The sequence below is a fragment of the Streptomyces sp. DF42 genome (assembly GCF_058267695.1).
Genome location: NZ_CM177859.1, coordinates 890440 through 911651 on the forward strand (window position 1 = coordinate 890440; position 21212 = coordinate 911651).

Sequence of the window (21212 nt, forward strand, 5' to 3'; positions counted from 1 at the left end):
CTGCGGGAACGAGGCGTGTTCGGCGGCCCGTCGCAGGACGAGACGCCGGTGCGACCCGGCGGTCCGGTGGCCTCGGAGGACGGCTCAGCTGGGTCCTGCCCCCCAAGTGACGCCACTGGGGCGGCACTTGGGGGTCTCGCGTCACTCGCCCATGGCCCGGATCAGGCTCTTGGGCCGCATGTCGGTCCAGTGCTCGTCGACGTACTGCACGCACGTCTGACGGTTCGCGGGGCCGTGCACGACGGTCCAGCCGGCGGGGACCTCTGCGAAGTGGGGCCACAACGAGTGCTGGCCCTCGTCGTTCACGAGGACGAGGTGCTCGATGCTGTCGTCGTCGAAGGGGTTGGTGGTCATGCGGGGTTCCTCCTGTCGGTGGCGGATGTGGTGAGCCGGAGCCGTCGATCGAGCGCGGGCCCGATGATGTCCAGGGCGGCCGGCCCGGTCATCTCCCCGTGCGTGCACGGGACATCGTGGTGATCGACGCGTCCGTCCACGTACGGCTGCCAGGCGGCATGCCGGTCGGGAAGCGCGTCGGGATCGCGAGCGGCGGTGAAGACCAGTAGGTCTCCCTGGCACGTCGTGGGGGCGAACTCCTCCAGCAGGCGCCGGTTGTTCGCCGTCACCTCGACCAGGGCGGCGAGTTCGGCGTCGTCGAGGCTGCCCGGCAGGTCGGGCACCTGGCGCACCAGTTCGGCGAACCGGGCGTGGGTCAGCTCGTCCGGGGCGTCAAGCGGCGGCACCGGGCGCCCGAGGATGCTCAGGAGACTGCGCAGGACGGCCGGCCGGTCGCTCGACCGCGGGCCCCGTCGGGCCCATGCGCCGGGGAACGAGTCGAGCAGGGCCAGCAGTGCGACCTCCTCCCCCGCCGCCTGGAGGGCCGTGGCCACGCCGTGGGCGACCAGACCACCCATCGAGTAGCCGAGCAGGTGGTACGGCCCCTGTGGCTGGAGTTCCCGGATCCGGGCCAGATGGCCGGCGACCGCCTCGGCCGGGCTGCCCGACCGCGGCTGCCCGGGTATCAGCCCTCGGGACTGCAGTCCGTACACCGGGCGGCGGGGGTCGAGATGGCGGGCCAGTCCGGCGAATCCCCAGGCCAGCCCGGAGACCGGCGGGAAGCAGAACAGCGGCTCCCGCTCGCCGCTGCCGCGCAGCGGAATCACCGTGTCCAGCGCCGCCGTACCGAGGGCGGAGGCGGTGCTCGCCTCCCCTGCGTGCGCCCGGCCGGCCAGTCCTGCCACGGTCGGGGTGCCGAAGACCGCCCGCACGGGCAGCTCGGTGCCGAGTTCGGTGCGGATGCGGGAGGTCAGCAGGGGGACCAGCAGGGAGTGGCCGCCGAGGTCGAAGAAGCTGTCGTGCACGCCGACCCGGTCCGCGTCCAGACCGAGGACGTCGGCGACGATCGCCCGCAGTTTCGACTCCTGTTCGGTACGCGGCGCGCTGTGCCCCGAGGCCGGGGTCCCGGGGGCGGGCAGGGCCTTGCGGTCCAGCTTGCCGCTGACGGTGAGGGGCAGGGTGGCCAGGACGACGATCGCCGCGGGCACCATGTGGGCGGGCAGGGTCTGCGCCAGGTGCGCGCGCAGCAGGTCGGGGGTGAGCGTCCGGCCCGCGGCCGCGACGGCGTAGGCGACCAGCTGGTTCTCGCCGCGGTGGTCCTCGCGTACGGCGGCGGCCGCCTCGGCGACATCCCGATGCCCCGTCAGCGCGGCCTCGATTTCGCCGAGTTCGACGCGGAAGCCGCGCACCTTCACCTGGTGATCGACGCGGCCCAGGAAGCGCAGCAGCCCGTTGCGGTCGCGCACGGCCAGATCTCCCGTCCGGTACATCCGCTCCCCGGGCCCGCCGAACGGGTCCGCGACGAAGCGCTGCCCGGTCAGTCCGGGGCGGCCCAGATAGCCGCGGGTCGGCCCGCCTCCCGCGAGGTACACCTCGCCCGTCACCCCGTCGGGCACGGGGTGCAGGGCCTGGTCCAGGAGGTGGAGGCGGTTGCGGGCGAGGGTGCGGCCGAGGGGCGGCGGGCCGTCCTTGCCGTGGGGGTCGAGGTCTGACTGCCAGGCCGTGGCATAGACGGTTGCCTCGGTGGGCCCGTAGAAGTTGATGATCCGCGCGCCCGGGAAGGCCGCTTCGAGGTCGGCGAGGAGCCGCTCGGGGATGGGCTCACCGCCCAGGGCGACGGTGCGGGCCGGGACGTTCGGGCGGCCGGCGACGACGGTCGCCATGACCGACGGCACACCACTGATCAGCGTCACGTCCCGGTCGTCACGGCCGTCGGCGGTCAGGACCAGCAGGTTCTCGACGATCTCGATCCGGCCGCCGCACAGCAGCGGCGAGAAGATCTCGAACACGGACACGTCGAAGTTGAGTGAGGTGGAGAACAGCACCTTGGCCAGGCGCTCGGGCCCGAGCTCCGTGTGCGTCCACGCCACGAACTCGGCGGCGTTGCGGTGGGTGGCCGTCACGCCCTTGGGGCGGCCGGTCGTTCCGGAGGTGTAGGTGATACAGGCGATGTTGTCCAGGTCCGCTCCGGGGACGTGCTCTTGAGTGCCCGCCCCATCGAGGTCGTCGGGCGTGAGCACGGGTGTCCCCGTGGGAAGTGCCGCGGCCGTTTCTCGGGTGGCGAGGACGACGACCGGGCGGGCGTCGTCGACGATGTACGCCAGGCGGTCGGCCGGATATGCGGGGTCGAGGGGCAGATAGGCGGCGCCGGACCTCAGTACGCCGAGGACGGCGGCGACCAGCTCCGCGGTGCGCGGCAGCGCGATGCCGACGACCCGCTCGGGCCCGGCGCCGAGGGCGGCGAGGCGGTGCGCCCACTGCCCGGCGAGCGCGTCGAGTTCGCGGTACGTCAGGACACGGCCGTGGTCGCGTACGGCTTCCGCGTCCGGGGTGGCCGCGACCTGGGCCGCCCACAGTTCGGTGAGCGTGCGGGTCGCCGGGGCCGGACAGGGGTGGACCTGCTCGGCCGGCGGCAGGAGTGCGAGCCGGCCGAGCGGACGGTCGGGGTGAGCGGCGATGTCCTCGAGGATCCGTACGAGGCGGGCGAGCGTGGCGTCCGCCCAGTCCGCGTCGAACAGGTCGGACCGGTAGGCGAGCCGGAACCGGAGCCGGGGGCCGGGAAACGCCACCAGGGTCACGGGGTAGTGGGTGGCGTCCCGTCCGCTCGACCCGACGACACGCAGGCCTTCCCCGTCCGAACTGCCAGCGTCCGCAGGGTAGTTCTCGAACACGACGAGGGTGTCGAAGAGTTCCGGCACCCCGACTGCCCGCTGGATGTCGGCGAGGCCGAGGTGATGGTGGTCGAGGAGGGCGACGTACCCCTCCTGGACCCGTCGCAGCAGGGCGCCGAGCGGTTCGCCGGGGCGCAGCCGGACGCGTGTGGGCACGGTGTTGATGAACAGGCCGACCATCGACTCGACGCCGGGCAGGTCGGCCGGGCGGCCGGAGACGGTGGCGCCGAAGACGACGTCGTCGTGTCCCGTCGTGCGGCTGAGCAGGATCGCCCACGCGGTCCGGACGAGGGTGTTCGCCGTGACGCCCAGGCGTCGGGCCAGGTCGGTGAGGGCCGCCCCGCTCCGGGCGGGCAGTTCGGCGCGGGCCTCGGCGAACGCACCGGAGTCCCGGTCGCCCGCGGCCGCCGCGGCGAGCCTGGTCGGCTCGGTCACTCCGGCCAGCGCGCCCCGCCAGGCGGCCTCGGCGACGCCGCGGTCCCGGCCGTCCAGCCACTGCAGGAAGGCACGGTAGGGCGGGGCGGGCGGCAGCGCGGCCGGGTCTCCGCCGGAGTCGTACAGCGCGAGGAGTTCCCGTACGAGGACGGAGACGGACCAGCCGTCGAGCAGGATGTGGTGGTGGGTGATGAGCAGCCGGTGACGTCGCTCACCGGTGCGGGCCAGGGTGCAGCGGAGCAGCGGCGGGGTGGCCGGATCGAACCCGCGCTCGCGGTCCTCGTCGAGCAGCCGGGCCCACTCCCCCTCGGTGTCGACGCCCGGCCCGGCCAGTTCGGCCTCGGTCCAGGGCAGCGCGGCCTTGTGCGGGACGACCTGCACGGGCCCGCCGCCGCGGCGCCGCCGGAAGGCCGCTCGCAGGTTTGGGTGGCGGTCCAGCAGCGCCTGTCCGGCGGCGCCCAGCCGGGCGGCGTCCACGGCGCCGTCGAGTTCGAGGACCAACTGGACGAGGTAGACGTCCCGGGCGTCCTTCTCGTGCGCGTACTGGGCGTGGAAGAGCAGACCCTCCTGCAGCGGTGTGAGGGGGAGTACGTCGGCCAGCGCGGGCTGCGTCATGGCGTGTGGTCACCGTCCTTGTGGTGTGCGTGTCAGCCGTCGAGGCCCGCGGCGAGTTCGTCGAGTTCGTCCAGTGGTATGTCGGACAGCACCAGCGGGGACGCTCCCGTCGGCGACGGGTCAGCCCCGGCACCCGTGGAGCTGTCGGCGCGGGAGGTGAGCGCGGCCAGCGCGGCGAACCACGCCTCGCCCAGGGTGCGTACCTCCGGCTCGGTCAGCACGCCGTCCGGCCACGACCAGTCGGCCACCAACTGCGGGCCGGTGCGGGTGTCGTGGACGACCGCGTTGAGTTCCAGGGCGTGGGCGGCCGCGAGACCGGGGGCGGTTCCGCCGCCGAGCGCCGACGACTCGGCGGCGAAGGCCCAGGCGCCGTCGCTTCCGTTGCCGTTGTCGCTGTCGCTGTCAGGGGCGGTGAAGCGTCCCAGGTAGTTGAAGCCGATCTCGGGTGCGGGCGGTGCGGCCAGGGCGGGTGCCGTGTCGGGGTTGAGGTGGCGCAGCAGGCCGTACCCGATGCCGTGGTCCGCAGGGGCGCGGAGCAGGTCTCCGATCCGCCGGGCGGCGTCCTCAGCGGCGGGTCCGGCGGCCAGCGCGTCGGGCACGTCGATGCCGCCCAGGTCGAGATGGACCGGGTAGAGGGAGGTGAACCACCCGACCGTGCGGGACAGGTCGAGGCCGGGCGTCACCTCCTCGCGACCGTGTCCTTCGACGTCGACGAGGACGTGCGGGGAGCCCTGCCGGTCGGCGACGGCCAGGGCGAGTGCGGTGAGCAGGACGTCCTGCGTGCCGGTGCCGAGGGCGGACGGGACGGTGGTGAGCAGCGGGCCGGTCGCCTGGGTTGGCAGGGTGAGCCGCAGCGAGCGCGTGGTGGCCCCGGTGTCCCGGGCGGGGTCGAGCGGGCGGGCGCCCAGTGGGGTGCGCGGGGCGGCGAGCGTACGGCGCCACAGCTCGGCCTCCGCGATCCGCGCGGACTGTCCGGCTTCGTCGCGGAGCAGCTCCGACCAGCGTCGGAACGAGGTGCCGACGGCGGGGAGTCGGGGCGTGCGGCCCTGTGCGACCGCCGTCCAGGCCGTCTCCAGGTCGGGCACCAGGATCCGCCAGGACACTCCGTCCACGGCCAGGTGGTGGACGAGGAGCAGCAGGCGGCCGGTGCGGTCCGGCCCGGCGTCGAACCACACCGCGCGCATCATCACCCCGGCCGCCGGATCCAGCAGGCCAAGAGCCCGTTCGAACTCCTCGCTCACTGCGGCACGCGGGTCGTCGCTCTCGGACAGGTCCCGGCGCTCCAGGAGGTCGGTGGCGCGGGTGCCGCCGACGGGTCCGACCTCCAGCTCCTGTCCGGGTGTGAGCCGGGAGCGGAGCATGCCGTGATGGTCGATCAGCGCCTGCAGGGCCGCGGCGAGACGCGTCGGATCGGCGCCGGCCGGGACGGTCAGCAGCACGGACTGGCTGAACGTGCCGATCGGTCCGCCGCGTTCCAGCAGCCACCGCATCACCGGGGTGAGCGGCATCGTGCCGAGGCCGTCGTCGTGCGTGCCCGCCGAGGCCGCCGGCCCGCGGGCCACTGCCGCGAGGCGGGCCACCGTCTGGTGCTGGAACACGTCGCGCGGACTGATCACCACGCCGGACTCGGCCGCCCGGCTCACCAGCCGGATCGAGGAGATGCTGTCCCCGCCGAGCGCGAAGAACCCCTGGTCCACGGTGACTTCGGGAAGCTTCAGCAGCTCGCGGAAGAGACCGGCGAGGATCCGCTCGGCGGGGGTGGCGGGCTCGCGCCCGGCGGTGGGCGCGGTGCGGTCGGGGGCGGGCAGGGCCTTGCGGTCGAGTTTGGCGTGCGGGGTCAGGGGCAGGGCGTCGAGGACGACGACGGCGGAGGGGACCATGTAGTCGGGCAGCGCCTGTTCCGCGTGCCGCATGAGCACCGCCGGGTCGGGCTGGGCGGGGGGCTCGGGCACGACGTATCCGACGAGCCGCCGCTGTCCGGGCTCGTCCTCGCGTACGACCACGGCGGCGCGGGCGACGTGCGGGTGCCGGGTCAGCACGGCCTCGATCTCGCCGGGCTCGATGCGGAAGCCGCGCAGCTTGATCTGGTCGTCACTGCGGCCGACGTACTCCAGGTCGCCCTCGGCCGGCCGGCGCACCAAGTCGCCGGTTCGGTACATCCGTTCACCGGGGCCGCCGAACGGGTCGGCCACGAAGCGCCCGGCCGTGAGGGCGGACCGGCCGAGGTAGCCGCGCGCGAGGCCGGCACCGGCAAGGTACAACTCGCCGACCTCGCCGGGCGGGACCTGCCGCAGCCAGGCGTCGAGGACGTGCGCGCGGGTGCCGGCGACGGGCCGCCCGATGGGCGGGGCCTGATCGCCGGAGAGCGGCGCGCCGATGGTGGCGCACACGGTCGATTCGGTCGGCCCGTAGGCGTTGGCCATACGCCGACCGGGCGCCCACCGGGCCACCAGCTCGCCGGGACAGGCCTCGGCACCCACCACCAGGGTTCGCAGGTCGGGCAGTTCGTGCGCCGGGAGTGTGGCGAGGGCGGCCGGCGGGATCAGCGCATGGGTGATCGCACTGTCCATGAGTACCCGCCACAGGGCCTCGCCCACCAGCGGTCCGGTCTCCTCCGGCACCACCAGGGCGCCGCCCGAGGCGAACGCCATCAGCAGTTCCATCACCGACGCGTCGAACCCGGGCGCGGAGAACTGCAGGACCCTGGAGTCCGCGTCGAGGGCGAAGCGCTCGATCTGCGTCTCGGCGAGGGAGGCGAGGCCGCGGTTGGCGACGACGACGCCCTTCGGCGTGCCCGTCGAGCCGGAGGTGTAGATGACGTAGGCCGCCTGCTGCGGGTGGTGCGCGGCGGGCAGCTCTCCGGGCGTGCCGTCCAGTGCTGTGTCACACAGCACCAGAGCGGGCCGAGCGTCGTCCAGCATGAAGTCGGCCCGCTCGCGCGGCAGCCCCGGATCCACCGGCAGGAAGGCCGCGCCCGCCAGCGCCACCGCCAGGATCGCCACGACCCGCTCCACAGAGCGCGGCATCCGCACCGCCACCACGTCGCCGGGCCCGATCCCGCGCCCGGCCAGCACACGGGCCAACCGGTCGGCACGGGCGTCGAGTCCGGCGTACGACAGCCCGTTCAACGCGGGGGCCGCCGGAGCCGAGCGGACCTGGTGCCGGAAGAGTTCGGCGAGCGAGACGGCGGGCATCTCCGGGGGGACGGCGTTCCAGTCGTCGAGCTGCCGGCGTTCGCCGTCGTCGAGGAGGTCGACGTCGCCGATGCGCCGGTCGGGGTCCGCGGCGACGGCGGCCAGCAGGCGGACGAGGCGCCGGGTGAGGCGTTCGGCGGTTTCGGGGTCGAACAGGTCGGTGCTGTATTCGGCGACGCCGTCGATGCCGGCCGGTGTGCCGTCGTCGTGGCGGTGTTCGCCGAGGTGGAGGGAGAGTTCGAAACGGGCGGCCCCGGTCTCGACGGGTTCGTGGGCGACGTCGAGGCCGGGCAGGGCGAGGGCGGGGCCCCGGGTGTGGCTCGTGAAGGCCAGCATCACCTGGAAGAGGGGATGGCGGGCCAGCGTGCGTTCGGGGTTGAGGGCTTCCACAAGGAGGTCGAACGGCACGTCCTGGTGGGCGTAGGCCGCCAGGTCGAAGTCCCTTACGCGCTCCAGCAGTTGACGGAAGGTCGGGTTGCCGGAGGTGTCGGTGCGCAGGGTGAGGCTGTTGACGAAGAAGCCCACCTGGTCGTCGAGCCTGCTGTCCGCGCGGCCCGCGATCGGTGTGCCGATGGCGATGTCGGTGCCGGAGCCGAGCCGGGTGAGCAGGGCGGCGAGCGCGGCCTGCAGCACCATGAAGACGGTGACCCGCGAGGAGGCGGCGAGGTCGACGAGTGCGGCGTGCAGGCCGGCGTCGGCGGTGAGCGGGACCCGGTTCCCGCGGCCGCTGGGTTCCGCGGGCCTGGGCCGGTCGGCCGGCAGGGGAAGTTCATCGGGGGCACCCGCCAACGCGTTCCGCCAGAAAGCGATCTGACGGTTCATCAGACTCTCGGCCTCGGCCACCTCGCCCAGCAGGTCGCGCTGCCACTGCGAGAAGTCGGCGTACTGTACGGGCAGCGGCGCCCAGGCCGGTGCCCGGCCCGTCACGCGGGCCGTGTACGCCGTCTCCAGGTCGCGCATCAGCGGTGCCGTGGACCAGCCGTCGACGGCGATGTGGTGGACCACGAGCTGCAGCACGTGCACGTCGCGGCGTTCGCCGCCGTCGTCGCGGTCCTCGCCGAGCGGGTACAGGGTGGCGCGCAATGGTGTTTCGGTGGCGAGGTCGAAGAGGTGGCCCGCGGCGGCGGTGAGCAGCGCGGGGAGTCCGGTCTCGGTGGTCGGTACGACGGACAGCCGAGGGCGGCCCGTCTCCGGGGTGAGGATCCGCTGGTAGGGGACGCCCTGGAAGTCCGGGTGGAGGGTGCGCAGCGGTTCGTGCCGGGCCACGACGTCGGCGAGCGCCGCTTCGAGGGCCGTCCGGTCGACCGTCCCGGTCAGGCGCACGGCCAGATGCACGGTGTACGTGCTGTTCCCGCCGCCGAGCCGGTTCAGGAACCACAGTCGCTGTCCGGCGTAGGACAACGGGATCGGCGCCGACTCCCGTGGCCGGGGAGCGAGTTCGGGCAGCCGGGCCTGATCGCCCGTGCCGATCCGCTCGGCGAGACCGGCGGGCGTGGGTGCCTCGAAGACGGCCCGGACGGGCAGTGCGGTGCCGAGCACGCCCTTGATGCGGTTGACGAGCCGCATGGCGCTCAGCGAGTCGCCGCCGAGGGCGAAGAAGGCGTCGTCCGGCCCCACCCGGTGGGCGGGGAGCCCGAGAAGGTCGGCGAACAGGCCGCACAGGATCTCCTCCTGCGGGGTGTGTGGCGCCCGGCCCGCGCCCGGGCCGGAGGACGGCTCGGGCAGGGCGGCGCGGTCCAGCTTGCCGTTGGTGGTCAGCGGCAGCCGGTCCAGGGCGACGACGGCGGCCGGCACCATGTGGTCCGGCAGGGCCGCGGCCGCGTGGCGCCGGACCGCCGCCGGGTCGAGCGCGCCGGCCGGGCCTTCGGCGACCACGTATCCGACGAGCCGCCCCTCCCGTACGAGGACCACCGCCTGGGCCACGCCCGGGTGTTCGGCGAGGACGGCCTCGATCTCGCCGAGTTCGATGCGGAACCCGCGGATCTTGACCTGCTGGTCGGCCCGGCTGACGTAGTCCAGCTCGCCCTCGGCGGACCAGCGCACCAGGTCGCCCGTCCGGTACATCCGCTCGCCGGGTGCGCCGAACGGGTCGGCGACGAACCGGCCTGCCGTCAGTGCGGGCCGGTTCAGATAGCCGCGCGCCACACCCGAGCCGGCCACGTACAACTCGCCTGTGACTCCGGGCGGCACGGGCCGCAGACCCTCGTCCAGGACGTACAGACGCAGGTCGGGGATGGCGCGCCCGATGCCGTCGGTCTGGCGGCCGGTCACCCGGTGCCGGTCGAGGGGAAGTCCGGTGACGAACACGGTCGTCTCGGTGATGCCGTACATGTTCACCAGGACGGGGGCGTCGTCGGAGTGCCGTGTGTACCAGTCGGCGACCTGCCCGAGGTCCAGTACCTCGCCACCGAAGACGACGTGGCGCAGGGCGAGTTCGCGTCCTGTGTCCGGCGCGTTCGCGTCCGCGCGGACCAGGGCGGAGAAGGCGGTGGGTGTCTGGTTGAGCACCGTGACCCGTTCGCGTGCGAGCAGTCGCAGGAACGCGGCGGGTTCCCGGCTCACGGCGAACGGCACGACCACGAGACTGCCGCCGTGCAGCAGCGCGCCCCACATCTCCCAGACGGCGAAGTCGAAGGCGTAGGAGTGGAACAGCGTCCACACGTCGTCCGGCCCGAAGTCGTACCAGTGCCGGGTGTGGTCGAAGAGCCGCACGACATTGCGGTGCGTGACCGCCACGCCCTTCGGGCGGCCCGTGGAGCCCGAGGTGTAGATGACGTAAGCGACATGATCGCCCGTCAGGACCGGGGCGGGAGCAGGCGGTTCCGGCGGATCGGTGGGGTCCGGGTCGTCGAGCAGAACCACGGGGGTCCCGGCGGCGGGCAGGCCGGAGGCCAGGTCGCGGGTGGTCACGAGGAGCACCGGTGCGGAGTCGGCCAGGGTGAAGGCCAGCCGGTCGGCGGGGTACTCGGGGTCGAGCGGCACATAGGCGGCGCCGGTCCTGAGGACCGCGAGGATCGCCACCACGAGATCCGGAGAGCGGGGCAGCGCGAGCGCCACCAGCCGCTCCGGGCCGGCGCCGCGAGCAGCGAGAATCCCGGCCAACTGCGCGGCCTGGGCATCCAGTTCGGCGTAGGTGAGCCGCGTGCCCTCGTGGATCACGGCGGTGGCGTCGGGCGTCCGGGTCGCCTGGCGCGCGAAGAGTGCCGGCAGGGTGTCCGTCGGTCCGCCGGCCGGGGCCTCGCCCTGCCATTGCGCCAGCAGCCGCTCCCGCTCCCCCGGCAGCAGGATCTCCACCTCGCGCAGGCGGCGCGTCGGATCGGCCACGAAGGCCTCCAGAACGGCGGCGAAGCGGTCCAGGAGCTGCCGGGCGCCCGTCTCGTCGTACAGGTCGGGCCGGTAGGACAGGCGCAGGGCGAGGCGGCGGGCGGGCAGAACGGCGAGCGTGAGCGGGTAGTGGGTGGCGTCGCGGCCGGTGAGCTGGGTGACCCGGGCCGCTCCGGGACCGGTCGCAGCCGGGTGGTTCTCGAAGGCCAGCAGGGTGTCGAAGAGTTCGCCGCTGCCTCCGCTCGCGCGCCGGATGTCGGCCAGCCCCACATGCTGGTGCGGCAGCAGGGCCGCCTGCCGCTGGTGGAGCGCGGCGAGGAGGTCGGTGACGGTGCCGCTTTCGTCCCAACGGACCCGTGTGGGAACGGTGTTGAGGCAGAAGCCGACCATGGAGGCGATGTTCGGCAGCTCGGGCGGGCGGACGGTCACCGCCTGCCCGAAGACCACGTCCGAGCGGCCGGTGAGGCGGCCCAGCAGTACGCCCCAGGCGCCCTGGACGAGCGTGTTGAGGGTGATCCCGAGGGACCGGGCGGTGGCCTCGCCGGCGCTGGTCAGCTGCTCGGGGAGTTCGACGACCAGTTCCTGGGGCAGCACGGTGGTGGCGGCCGACTGGCCGGGGACGAGCAGAGTGGGCTCGCCCGCCTCCGCCAGGGCGTCGCGCCATGCGGTCTCCGCGGCGGTGCGGTCCTGTCGGCCCAGCCAGGCGAGGTAGTCGCGGTAGGCGGGCGCCGACGGTAGTGCGGTGGGGTGCTCGCCCGCGTGCAGCGCGGTGAACTCGCGTACCAGCAACTGCTTGGACCAGCCGTCGAGCAGGATGTGGTGATTGGTGAGGAGCAGGCGGTAGCGGTCAGGGGACCACCTGACCAGCAGGTAGCGCAGGAGCGGCGGCTTGGCGAGGTCGAAGCGGCGGGCGCGCTCCTCGTCCAGCAGCCGTTCCCATTCCTTGTCGCGCTCTTCCTCCCCGAGGGTGGACACGTCGGCCTCCGCCCAGGGGAGTTCGACGTCCGTGGGCACGATCTGCAGGGGTCGTCCGGTGTCCCGGCGGCGGAAGCAGGCGCGCAGGTTGGGGTGCCGGTCGAGCAGCGCCTGTCCGGCGGCGCGTACGACGGCGGGGTCGACGGGACCCGTCAGCTCCAGGATCTGCTGGGTGGCGTAGAGGTCGGGGGACTGCTCGTCGTCGTACAGGGCGTGGAAGAGCAGGCCCTCCTGCAACGGCGACAGGGGCAGGATGTCGGCTATTCCGGAACCGGACCGAGTCACCGTGGGTTACCTCCACTCATTTCCGAACTCGGCTTCGAGTTCGTCGATCTCTGCTTGGGACAGGGACACCAGGGGCAGATCGGACGGGGTGTGCCCGCCCACCGCCGCGGTGCCGCCTTCGGTCTGCGCGGCCAGCTCCGTCAGCCACGCGTCCGCGAGGGTGTGCACGTCGGTCTCGGACCAGATGCCGGGGGCCCAGGACCAGGTGATGTCGAGGCGGCCGTCCTCGGTGGTCATGGCGGTGATCTCCAGACCGTGGGCCACGGGCGTGGCGGGGTCGTGCACGGCGCCCAGGTTGCGCAGGGTCTCCGGCGCCAGGGGGAAGTCGCCGTTGTCCGAACGGACCGCCCGGCCCAGGTAGTTGAAGCCGACCTCCGCCGTCGGCAGGTCCGCGAGGAGCGGCCCGTTCTCCGGGTCGAGGTGACGGAGCAACCCGTATCCGATGCCGTGGTCAGGAACGGACCGCAGCTGTTCCTTCACGGTCTTCAGGACCTGGGCCGGATCTGCGGGGTCGACTCCGGCCAGGTCGAGCCGCGCGGGCACGATGCTGGTGAACCAGCCGACCGTCCGCGACAGGTCGACGCCGCCGGCGAGGTCCTCCCGGCCGTGCCCCTCGATGTCCAGCAGCAGGCCCGGGTGGCCGTCCCTGGAACGCCGCCATCGGACGAACGCGGCGGCCAGGGCGGCGATCAGGACGTCGTCGGGTCCCGCGCGGAAGGCCGCGGGCACGGTGGTGAGCAGTTCGGCGGTGACGTCGGCCGCGAGCTGCCGGGCGAGGTGACGCATCCCGCCGACGACATCCCGCTGCCGATCGGGGCGGCGGGCACCGAGCAGCGGGGCCGAAGGCTCCGACATGGCGCGCCACACGTCCAGTTCGGCCGCCCGCGCCGCACTGCGGGCCTCCTTCTCCAGCAGGCGGGCCCAGTGCCGGAAGGAGGTCCCCGGCTCGGGCAGCTCCTCCGAGCGCCAGGCCGCGGCCAGGTCCGAGCACAGGATGCGCCAGGACACACCGTCCACGGCCAGGTGGTGAACGGTCAGCAGCAGCCGTCCGGGCCGTTCCGGACCGGCATCGCACCACACCATCCGCACCAACTCGCCCTTCTGCGGGCTGAGCAGGGAAGCGGATCTGTCCAACACGTCGGCGAAGTCGGCCGGTTCGCTGATGCGTTCCAGCGCGGTCGCCGCATCGACGCTCCCGGGGGGCGGAATCTGCGCCGACCGGCCGTCGGGCGCCAGCCGCAGCCGCAGTACGTCGTGACGGTCGAGCAGGGCCTGCAGCGCGGCCGTCAGCCGCTTCTCGTCCGCGCCCGCCGGGGTTTCGAGCAAGACGGACTGGCTGAACGCCCCGATCGGGCCACCGCGTTCGCACAGCCGGTGCATGGCCGGGGTGAGGGGCAGAGCGCCGGTCGGTGCGTCCTGCTCCGGGCCGGGTCCGGTGGCCGGCCGCGCTGCCGCCGTGGCGGCGAGACCCGCGACCGTACGCTGCTCGAACACGTCCCGCGGGGTCAGCCGCAGACCTGTGGCGAGCGCACGGCTCACCAGGTGGATGGAGGTGATGCTGTCACCGCCCAAGTCGAAGAAGCCGTCGTCGGCGCCGACGCCCTCGGCGGGGACCCCGAGAACCTCGGCGAACAGGTCCCTGAGGGCCTCCTCCTGAGGAGTGCGCGGCGCCCGGCCCGTCGTCTCACGGATGGCGGCCGGGGCGGGCAGCGCGGCGCGGTCCAGCTTGCCGTTGGGCGTCATCGGCAGTGCGTCGAGCGCCACGAGCGCCTCGGGAACCATGTGGGCGGGCAACTGCCGGGCGGTGTGCGCCAGAAGGGCGGGGAAGCCGGCCTCGGCGACTCCGACGACGTATCCGACGAGGCGCCTCACACCGGTCCCGTCCTCGCGCACCACCACCGCGGCCTGGGCGACGCCGGGATGGCCGGTGAGCACGCCCTCGACCTCGCCGGGCTCGATCCGCAGGCCGCGGATCTTGAGCTGGCCGTCGGCCCGCCCGCGCAGCTCCAGGGCGCCGTCGGCCCGCCACACGGCCAGGTCGCCGGTCCGGTACATGCGCCCGCCGGACGACCCGAAGTGGTCGGCGACGAACCGCTCGGCGGTCAGGCCGGGGCGCATCCAATAGCCGCGGGCCACCTGGTCGCCGGAGACGTACAACTCGCCCTCGACGCCCGCCGGTACGGGGTTCAGGAGGCTGTCGAGCACATACGCCCGGGTGTTCCACATGGGGCGGCCGATGGGTACCGGCCCGGTCGGCAGGTCGTCGCCGGGCTCGATGCGGTGGTCGGTACAGCCGACGGTGAGCTCGGTCGGGCCGTAGTGGTTGATCAGGCGTACGTCGGGGTGGTCCCGGCGCCACAGGCGCAGCGCCTCCCCGACCAGCGCCTCGCCGCCGAGCATGAACTCCTCGGCCGGCGACAGGTCGTGGGGCAGCGCGGGCAGCAGGGGCAGGTGGCTGGGTGTCGCCTTGAGGAAGGTGTAGCCGCCGTTGGCCGGTGCCACGCCCGCGTCGTGGAAGCCGGCGATGTGTACCCGGCCGCCTGCGGCGAGCGCCCCGTGCAGGGTGGTCACCGTGGCGTCGAACGACATCGTGGCGTGCAGCAGCGAGGTGCCGCGCAGGCTCGGGTACGCCTCGACGCAGCGGGCCACATAGGTGGTGAGGTTGCGGTGCTCGACGACGACGCCCTTGGGGCGGCCGGTGGTGCCGGAGGTGTAGATCAGATAGGCGGGATCGGCGGGCCGGGCCTCGGGAAGGGGCCGGCCCGGATCGTCCGGGCTCGTGTCGGGATCCACGACAGGACAGCCCGTGGGACGGTCGGCGAGGAGCCGGTCCCTGGCGATCAGACACACGGGACCGGCGTCCGCGAGCAGATGGGCGGTGCGCTCCGCCGGGTGCTCCGGGTCCAGCGGCAGATACGCGGCGCCCGCCTTGAGGACGGCGAGCACGGCGACCGCGAGATCGACGGAGCGGGGCAGCCAGAACGCGACGATCCGTCCCGGACCGGCACCGTACGAGGTGAGAGCACGCGCCAACCGCTCGGCCGCGACGTTGAGTTGACGGTACGTCACGCAGTTCTTGCCGTCCTCGACCGCGACGGCGTCCGGCGCTTCGGCCACGCGCGCCTCGAAGAGCCGGGGGAAGGTGGTGTCCGGTACGTCCCGTGCCGTGTCGTTGAACTCGGCCAGCAGGCGGTGACGTTCGCCGTCCCCGAGGATGTCGAAGGCACCGATGGGGCGGTCGGGTTCACCGGCCGCGGCCCGCAGCAGGCGTTCCAGGCGGGCAGCCAGTTCCACAGCTGTACGCCGGTCGAAGAGGTCGGCGCTGTACTGGAGGATGCCCTCGATGCCGTCCGGGGAGCCGTCGGGGGTGCGCTGCTCGCCCAGGTTGAACGTCAGGTCGATCTTGGTGGCTCCGGTCTCCACCGGCAGTGTGCGGGCGTGCAGTCCGGGGAGGTCGAGGCGGGGTCCGGCGGTCGGGCGGAAGGCGAGCATCACCTGGAAGAGCGGGTGCCGGGCCGGCGAGCGGGGCGGGTTGAGGGCCTCCACCAGGTGCTCGAACGGCAGCTCCTGGTGGGCGTAGGCCGCCAGATCGGTTTCGCGGACCCGGCTCAGCAGCTCGCGGAAGCTGGGGTCTTTCGAGGTGTCGGTGCGCAGCACGAGGGTGTTGACGAAGCAGCCGACCAGGTCGTCCAGCAGCTCGTCGGCGCGGCCGGCGACGGGCGTACCGAGGGGGATGTCGGTGCCGGCGCCCAGGCGCGTGAGCAGGGCGGCGAGCCCTGCCTGCACGACCATGAACACCGTCGTGCCGGTCTCGGTGGCCACCGTGCGCAGCCGCCGGTGCAGGTCCGCGTCCAGGCGGACGGGGATGTCGCCGCCCTGGTGCGTGGCGCGGGCGGGCCGCGGGCGGTCTGCGGGGAGCGGGAGTTCGTCGGGGAGCCCGGCGAGCGCCTCGCGCCAGTGGGCGAGTTGACGATCCCGGTCGGACGCAGATGCGTCGCCGAGCAGGTCGTGCTGCCAGGCGCAGTAGTCGGCGTACTGGAGGGGCAGCGGCGCCCAGCCCGGTTCCCGTCCCTCCATCCGTGCGCGGCAGGCGGCCGCCAGGTCGAGCAGGAGCGGGTCCAGCGACCAGCCGTCAGCGGCGATGTGGTGCAGGACGAGGAGAAGCACGTGCTCCTCGGGTCCGAGGACCAGCAGGTGGGCGCGGAACGGGGCCTCCTCGTCGAGCCGGAACCCCTCCGCCGCCAACTGCCGTAGCCGATCGGCCGGTTCTGCCTCGGTGACGTGGTCGACGACCTGCAGATCCGGTGTGGACGGTTCGAGCAGACGCTGGCACGGAAGCCCGTCGGTGTCCGGGTAGACGGTGCGCAGGATCTCGTGCCGGGCGACGAGGTCGGCGAGTGACGCGCGCAGGGCGTCCACGTCGAGACGGGTGCCGGTCAGCCGTACGGCGAGGGGAATGCTGTAGGCCGCGCTCGGCCCCTCAAGGCGGTGCAGGAACCAGAGCCGCCGCTGCGCGGACGACAACGGGGCCTCGCCCGGGGTCTTGCGCGGGGCGGGCCGCCTGGCGGGACGTACCGCTGTCCCGGCAGCGACCGCCCGCCGGGCCAGCCCCGCCGGAGTGGGTTCCTGGAAGACGTCGCGCAGGGTCAGTTCGACGCCGAGGGCGGTGCGGATGCGGCCCAGCAGGCGCAGGGCGAGCAGCGAGTGGCCGCCGAGGGCGAAGAAGCCGTCGCGGGGGCCGAGTTCGGGCAGTCCGAGCACGTCGGCGAAGAGGGCGCACAGGACTTCTTCGTGCGGGGTGCGCGGTCCCGCGTGGGTCCGCGGGGCGGCCGCGGCGGGCGGGGCGGGGAGCGCTGCCCGGTCGAGCTTGCCGTTGGGCGTCAGCGGCAGTCGGTCGAGGACCACGACGGCCGAGGGGAGCATGAAGTCGGGCAGACGGGCGGCGAGGTGGTCGCGCAGGGCGTCCGAGACCGAGGTGGCACCCTCGGCCTCCCGGTCCCCCGGCGTCTCGGCCGCGCACACCGCGTACGCGACGAGCCGGCGGTCGCCGGGCCGGTCCTCGCGTACGGCGGCCACCGCCTGCGCGACGTCGGGGTGGGCGGCGAGGTGCGCTTCGATCTCGGCGGGCTCGATACGGAAGCCGCGGAGTTTGATCTGGCCGTCGCCGCGGCCGTGGTACTCCAGCTCGCCGTCGGCCGTCACGCGCGCGTGATCGCCGGTGCGGTACATGCGGGCGCCGGGCGGGCCGTACGGGTCGGCGGTGAAGCGCTCGGCGGTCGGGCCGGGGCGGCCCAGGTAGCCGCGGGCCACGCCCGGGCCGCCGATGTACAGCTCGCCCACCACGCCCGGCGGGAGGGGCTGCAGTGCTCCGTCGAGGACGTGGGCACGCATGCCGTCCAGGGGGCGGCCGATCGGCAGCGGATCGGGGACCGGCTCACCCGCCGCGCAGGGGCGGGAGGTGGCGAACGTCGTGGTCTCGGTCGGGCCGTAGCCGTCGGTGACGGTCAGCCCCGGGCAGGCGGCCAGCACCCGGCGCACGGCGTCGGCGGGGACGGCCTCCCCGCCGGTCCACACCTGGCGCAGGCCCGCGAAGCAGCCCGGATCCTCCTCGGCGGCCAGGCGGAACAGCCCGGCGGTGAGCCACAGGGCCGTCAGTCCATGACGCTCCGTCAGTCGTGCGACGGCGGCGGCGTCCACGTCCTCGTCCGCCGCGGCGACCACGGCGGTGCCGCCGTTCAGCAACGGCACCCACATCTCGTACGTCGAGGCGTCGAACGCGGTCGGCGAGTGCACCAGCACGCGCGTGTGCGCGCCGTCGCCGAACGCCGAGTCGGCGGCCAGGGCGGTGACGTCGTGGTGGGTGACGGCGACACCCTTGGGGGTGCCGGTGGAGCCGGATGTGTAGCTGACGTAGGCGAGTCGGGCCGGGTGCGGAAGCACGGCGGGGTCCGTGTCCGGTTCGGCGGCGAGCGTCGGGTCCTCGGGGCTGACGGTGACCAGGCTGTCGTACGACTCGGTGGGCACGGTGTCGGTCAGCAGGACGTTCGCGCCCGTCTCCGCCAGGATCTGCCGAGCGCGGGCGGCCGGTGCGCGCGGGTCGAGGCCGACGTACGCACCGCCCGCCTTGAGCACGGCGAGCAGTGCGGTGAGGAGCCCGTCGGAGCGGCCCATCAGGACCGCCACGCGGTCCTCGGGACGGACACCGAGGGCGATCAGTCGGTGTGCGAGCCGGTTGGCGCGGGCGTTCAACTGCCGGTAGGTGACCACCTGTCCGGCGTGGCGGATCGCGGGGGCGTCCGGGGTGGCCGCGGCCCGGGCCGTGAAGAGCTCCGGCACGGTCGTCGCCCCGCCCGTGGATGCGGCGGGACCGGCGAGCCGGGCATCGGCGCGCTCCTGAGGCAGTGTCACCTCCACCAGGCCGACCGGGGTGCCGGTGGCGACGACGGCTACGGCGAAGTGCTCCACGAAGCGTGCGAATCGCCGGTGGTGGGCGGCGAGTTCGGTGTCCGTGTAGTGGTCGGGGCCGGCGTCGAGGTCGACGCGGATGCCGTGACTGTCGGCACGGTCGTACACGTTGACGGCGAGGTCCTCGACGGGCCCCGTGGACAGGTTGTGGCGGGTGGTCTCATGCCCGGCGAACCGCAGCTCCGGCCCGAACGCCATGATGTTGACGACGGGGCCGAAGAAGCGCGGCCCGTCCTGCGGCCCGTCCAGCTCCCGGCGCAGGTCCTCGCCGCGGTGGCGCTGGTGCGCCAGCAGGTCGCGGGTGGCGGACGCCGTCCGTCGTACGAGGTCGCGGGCGGTGGTGTCGGGTCGTACGGACAGCCGCAGCGGAAGCACGTTGGACGCCATGCCCGGCGTGGCGAGTTCGGCCTCGCTCGCGCGGGCGGTGACGGCGAGGCCGAGGACGATGTCCTGGGCGCCGGTGAGCCGGTGCAGATAGGCGGCGGTCGCCGCGAGCAGGACGCGCGACCAGCGGGTGCCGGCCTGTTCGGCCGCCGCGTGCACCAAGTCCCCCGCGGCCTGCGGGAGATGACCGGTACGGCGGACGAACCGCCCGGCGACGTGCGGCGGACGGGCGGACAGGCTCACCGGGTCGGGGCCGTCGGCGAGCACGCCCGTCCAGTACTCCCGGTCCGACACCTGCTGTTCGCCGGCGCGGTACGCCTCGTCCGCGGCGATCAGCGGGGCGAGGGGCGCAGGCGGCGTTGTGTGCGGCGTGCCCGTGACGAGGGCGCTGTAGGCGTCGGCGACCCGGCCCGCCACGAGGGAGCAGCTGTAGCCGTCGACGGCGATGTGGTGGTAGCGCTGGTACCAGATCCAGTGCGCGTCCGCGAGCTTCAGCAGCGCGTACCGGAAGAGCGGTGACCGTTCGAGGTCGAAGGGTGTGGCGAAGTCGGCGGCCGTCCAGGCCTCCGCGGCCGACCGGGGGTCGGTTTCGCCCGTGAGGTCGACGACGGGCAGGTCCCAGGCGGGGTCGGTGTCGACGAGCTGGCGGACGGTGTCGTCGTCGGCCGTGAAGCGGACCCGCAGCGTCTCGGTGGCGGCCACCACCTGCTGGACGGCCGCCCGGAAGCGGACGGGATCGACGGGGCCGTGGATCTCGGTGTACTCGCCTACGTTGTAAGCGGGCCCGGCGGGGTCGAGCCGCTGCCCGAACCACATCGAGCGCTGCGCGGCCGACACGTCCAGGGCGTGGGGAGGGGTCATCGGGCGGCCTCCGTGACCGCCACGAGGCCGGTCAGCTGCCGCGCCACGAGTTCGGCGACAGACCGCGGCCCCTCGTCGCGTCCGGGCCACGGCACGCGCAGCCAGGGTTCCGCGGGTATCAGCGGCAGGTCGCGGGCCTGGCGGGCCCGGCCGCCTCCGGTGATGTTGAGGAGGACGAGTTCGTCGCTGCGGACGCGGCCGGCCCGTGCCGCCTCGGCCAGGGCGGCCAGCGCCACGCCGGCGCCCGGCTCGATGTCGATGCCCTCGGCCTCCTCGAAGAGTGCCATGGCGTCGAGCGCGGCAACGTTGTCGGTGCACAGTACGTCGCCGCCGCTCTCGGTGAGCACGTCGCGGACTCCGCCGCGGACGGTGAACGGCGGGCGCCTGTTGGTCAGTTCGCGGGCCAGCGGCTCATGCTCACGGTCGCGGTCGAAAGGGGGGACGCGGTCGCGGTCGAGATGGGGGTCGCGGACGGCCGATGCCGCGCCGGTACATCGCCAGGCGTCGTACAGCGGCGCGAACGGCGCGTTCTGGCACATCAGCAGGCGGGGCAGCGCCTCGCCCTCCGTCCGCAGCCTGCGTGCCGCCTCGTGGGCGCCGATGGCTCCGGTGCCGCTGCCGACGGCCTGCACATAGGTCTCCGGCAGCCGTCCGAGGGCGTCGGCGGCGGCCAGCATGACGGTGCCCAGGCCGTCCCGGCGGCCGACATTGCGCGAGCCGCCCTCGGCGTGGTGGCCGGGGAACGCGGAGAGCAGGTCAGCGCATGCGATGGCGTCGCTGTAGGTGGCGGTGCCGTCGAGGACGACGATCCGGACGCGGGGGTCGAGCGGGGCCGGGAACCGCATCCGCTCCAGGGCCGGGGCGGGTACGACGAGCAGGCAGGGCATCTGGTGACGGGTGGCCGCCCAGGCGAAGGCGGCGGCGGTGTTGCCCGCCGAGGGAATCACGAGCACGGGCGGCTCGGCGGGCAGCCGGCCCAGCACCGTGTAGGCCTCAAGGTCCTTGAACGTGCACGTCGGCAGGTACGCCTCGCGCTCCGGCCAGTACCCGTTGAAGGCGATCCACAGCCGGTCGAGTCCGATACGGCGGCCGAGCCGTTCGGCGGCGTAGACGACGGGACCGGGCACGTCGGGGAAGGTGCGTGTCACAGGAAGCAGCGAGGCATGCCGGAACAGCCCGGCGCTTTCACCGGTCCGGGTTCCGGTCCTGTCGTAGTCGGTGCGCAGGAATGCCGGTTCGTGGGGACGGTCACAGTCGAGGAGGAGACCGTCGTCCTCGTATCGGGTTCCGCATGAGGAACAGACGACGGTGTAATGACGTCTTCCCGGGCGTACTCCGGACATTTTTTGCTTGCCTTCCGCAGTGCTGCGTTCGCTGATCAATTGGAACCAGTGCTTCGGGACGAGCGGGCGACCTGCGGGTTACCTTTGCCTGACGCGCAGTTGACACC

Annotated in this window: 5 protein-coding genes; all 5 read right to left on the bottom strand. The window is 73.8% G+C overall.

The genetic code is table 11. From position 1 onward, the window contains the following. Positions 1 to 141: 141 nt before the first annotated feature. Genes ACYUED_RS04215 through ACYUED_RS04235 form a run of 5 tightly spaced genes read right to left on the bottom strand, consistent with a single transcriptional unit; the run spans position 142 to position 21105 of the window. Positions 142 to 354, bottom strand: coding sequence for an MbtH family protein (locus ACYUED_RS04215; RefSeq protein ID WP_491290973.1), 213 nt, complete (start codon positions 352 to 354; stop codon positions 142 to 144). Further along, the gene (locus ACYUED_RS04220) at positions 351 to 4274 is read right to left on the bottom strand and encodes an amino acid adenylation domain-containing protein (protein ID WP_491290974.1); all 3924 of its coding nucleotides are present in this window, start codon (positions 4272 to 4274) and stop codon (positions 351 to 353) included. The genes ACYUED_RS04215 and ACYUED_RS04220 overlap by 4 nt, the downstream gene beginning before the upstream one ends. A 32-nt stretch (positions 4275 to 4306) precedes the next feature. Beyond that, complete coding sequence (locus ACYUED_RS04225) at positions 4307 to 12052, bottom strand: amino acid adenylation domain-containing protein (protein ID WP_491290975.1); 7746 nt, start codon at positions 12050 to 12052, stop codon at positions 4307 to 4309. Positions 12053 to 12058: 6 nt separating this feature from the next. Beyond that, positions 12059 to 19762: an amino acid adenylation domain-containing protein gene (locus tag ACYUED_RS04230; RefSeq protein ID WP_491290976.1), complete on the bottom strand. Its 7704-nt coding sequence runs from the start codon at positions 19760 to 19762 to the stop codon at positions 12059 to 12061. After that, the gene (locus ACYUED_RS04235) at positions 19759 to 21105 is read right to left on the bottom strand and encodes a cysteate synthase (protein ID WP_491290977.1); all 1347 of its coding nucleotides are present in this window, start codon (positions 21103 to 21105) and stop codon (positions 19759 to 19761) included. The genes ACYUED_RS04230 and ACYUED_RS04235 overlap by 4 nt, the downstream gene beginning before the upstream one ends. Between the last annotated feature and the right edge of the window lie 107 nt (positions 21106 to 21212).

Excerpts from the sequence above, each read along its gene's own strand:
- ACYUED_RS04215 (WP_491290973.1), bottom strand. The coding sequence starts at position 354 with ATGACCACCAACCCCTTCGACGACGACAGCATCGAGCACCTCGTCCTC.
- ACYUED_RS04220 (WP_491290974.1), bottom strand. The coding sequence starts at position 4,274 with ATGACGCAGCCCGCGCTGGCCGACGTACTCCCCCTCACACCGCTGCAG.
- ACYUED_RS04230 (WP_491290976.1), bottom strand. The coding sequence starts at position 19,762 with ATGACCCCTCCCCACGCCCTGGACGTGTCGGCCGCGCAGCGCTCGATG.
- ACYUED_RS04235 (WP_491290977.1), bottom strand. The coding sequence starts at position 21,105 with ATGTCCGGAGTACGCCCGGGAAGACGTCATTACACCGTCGTCTGTTCC.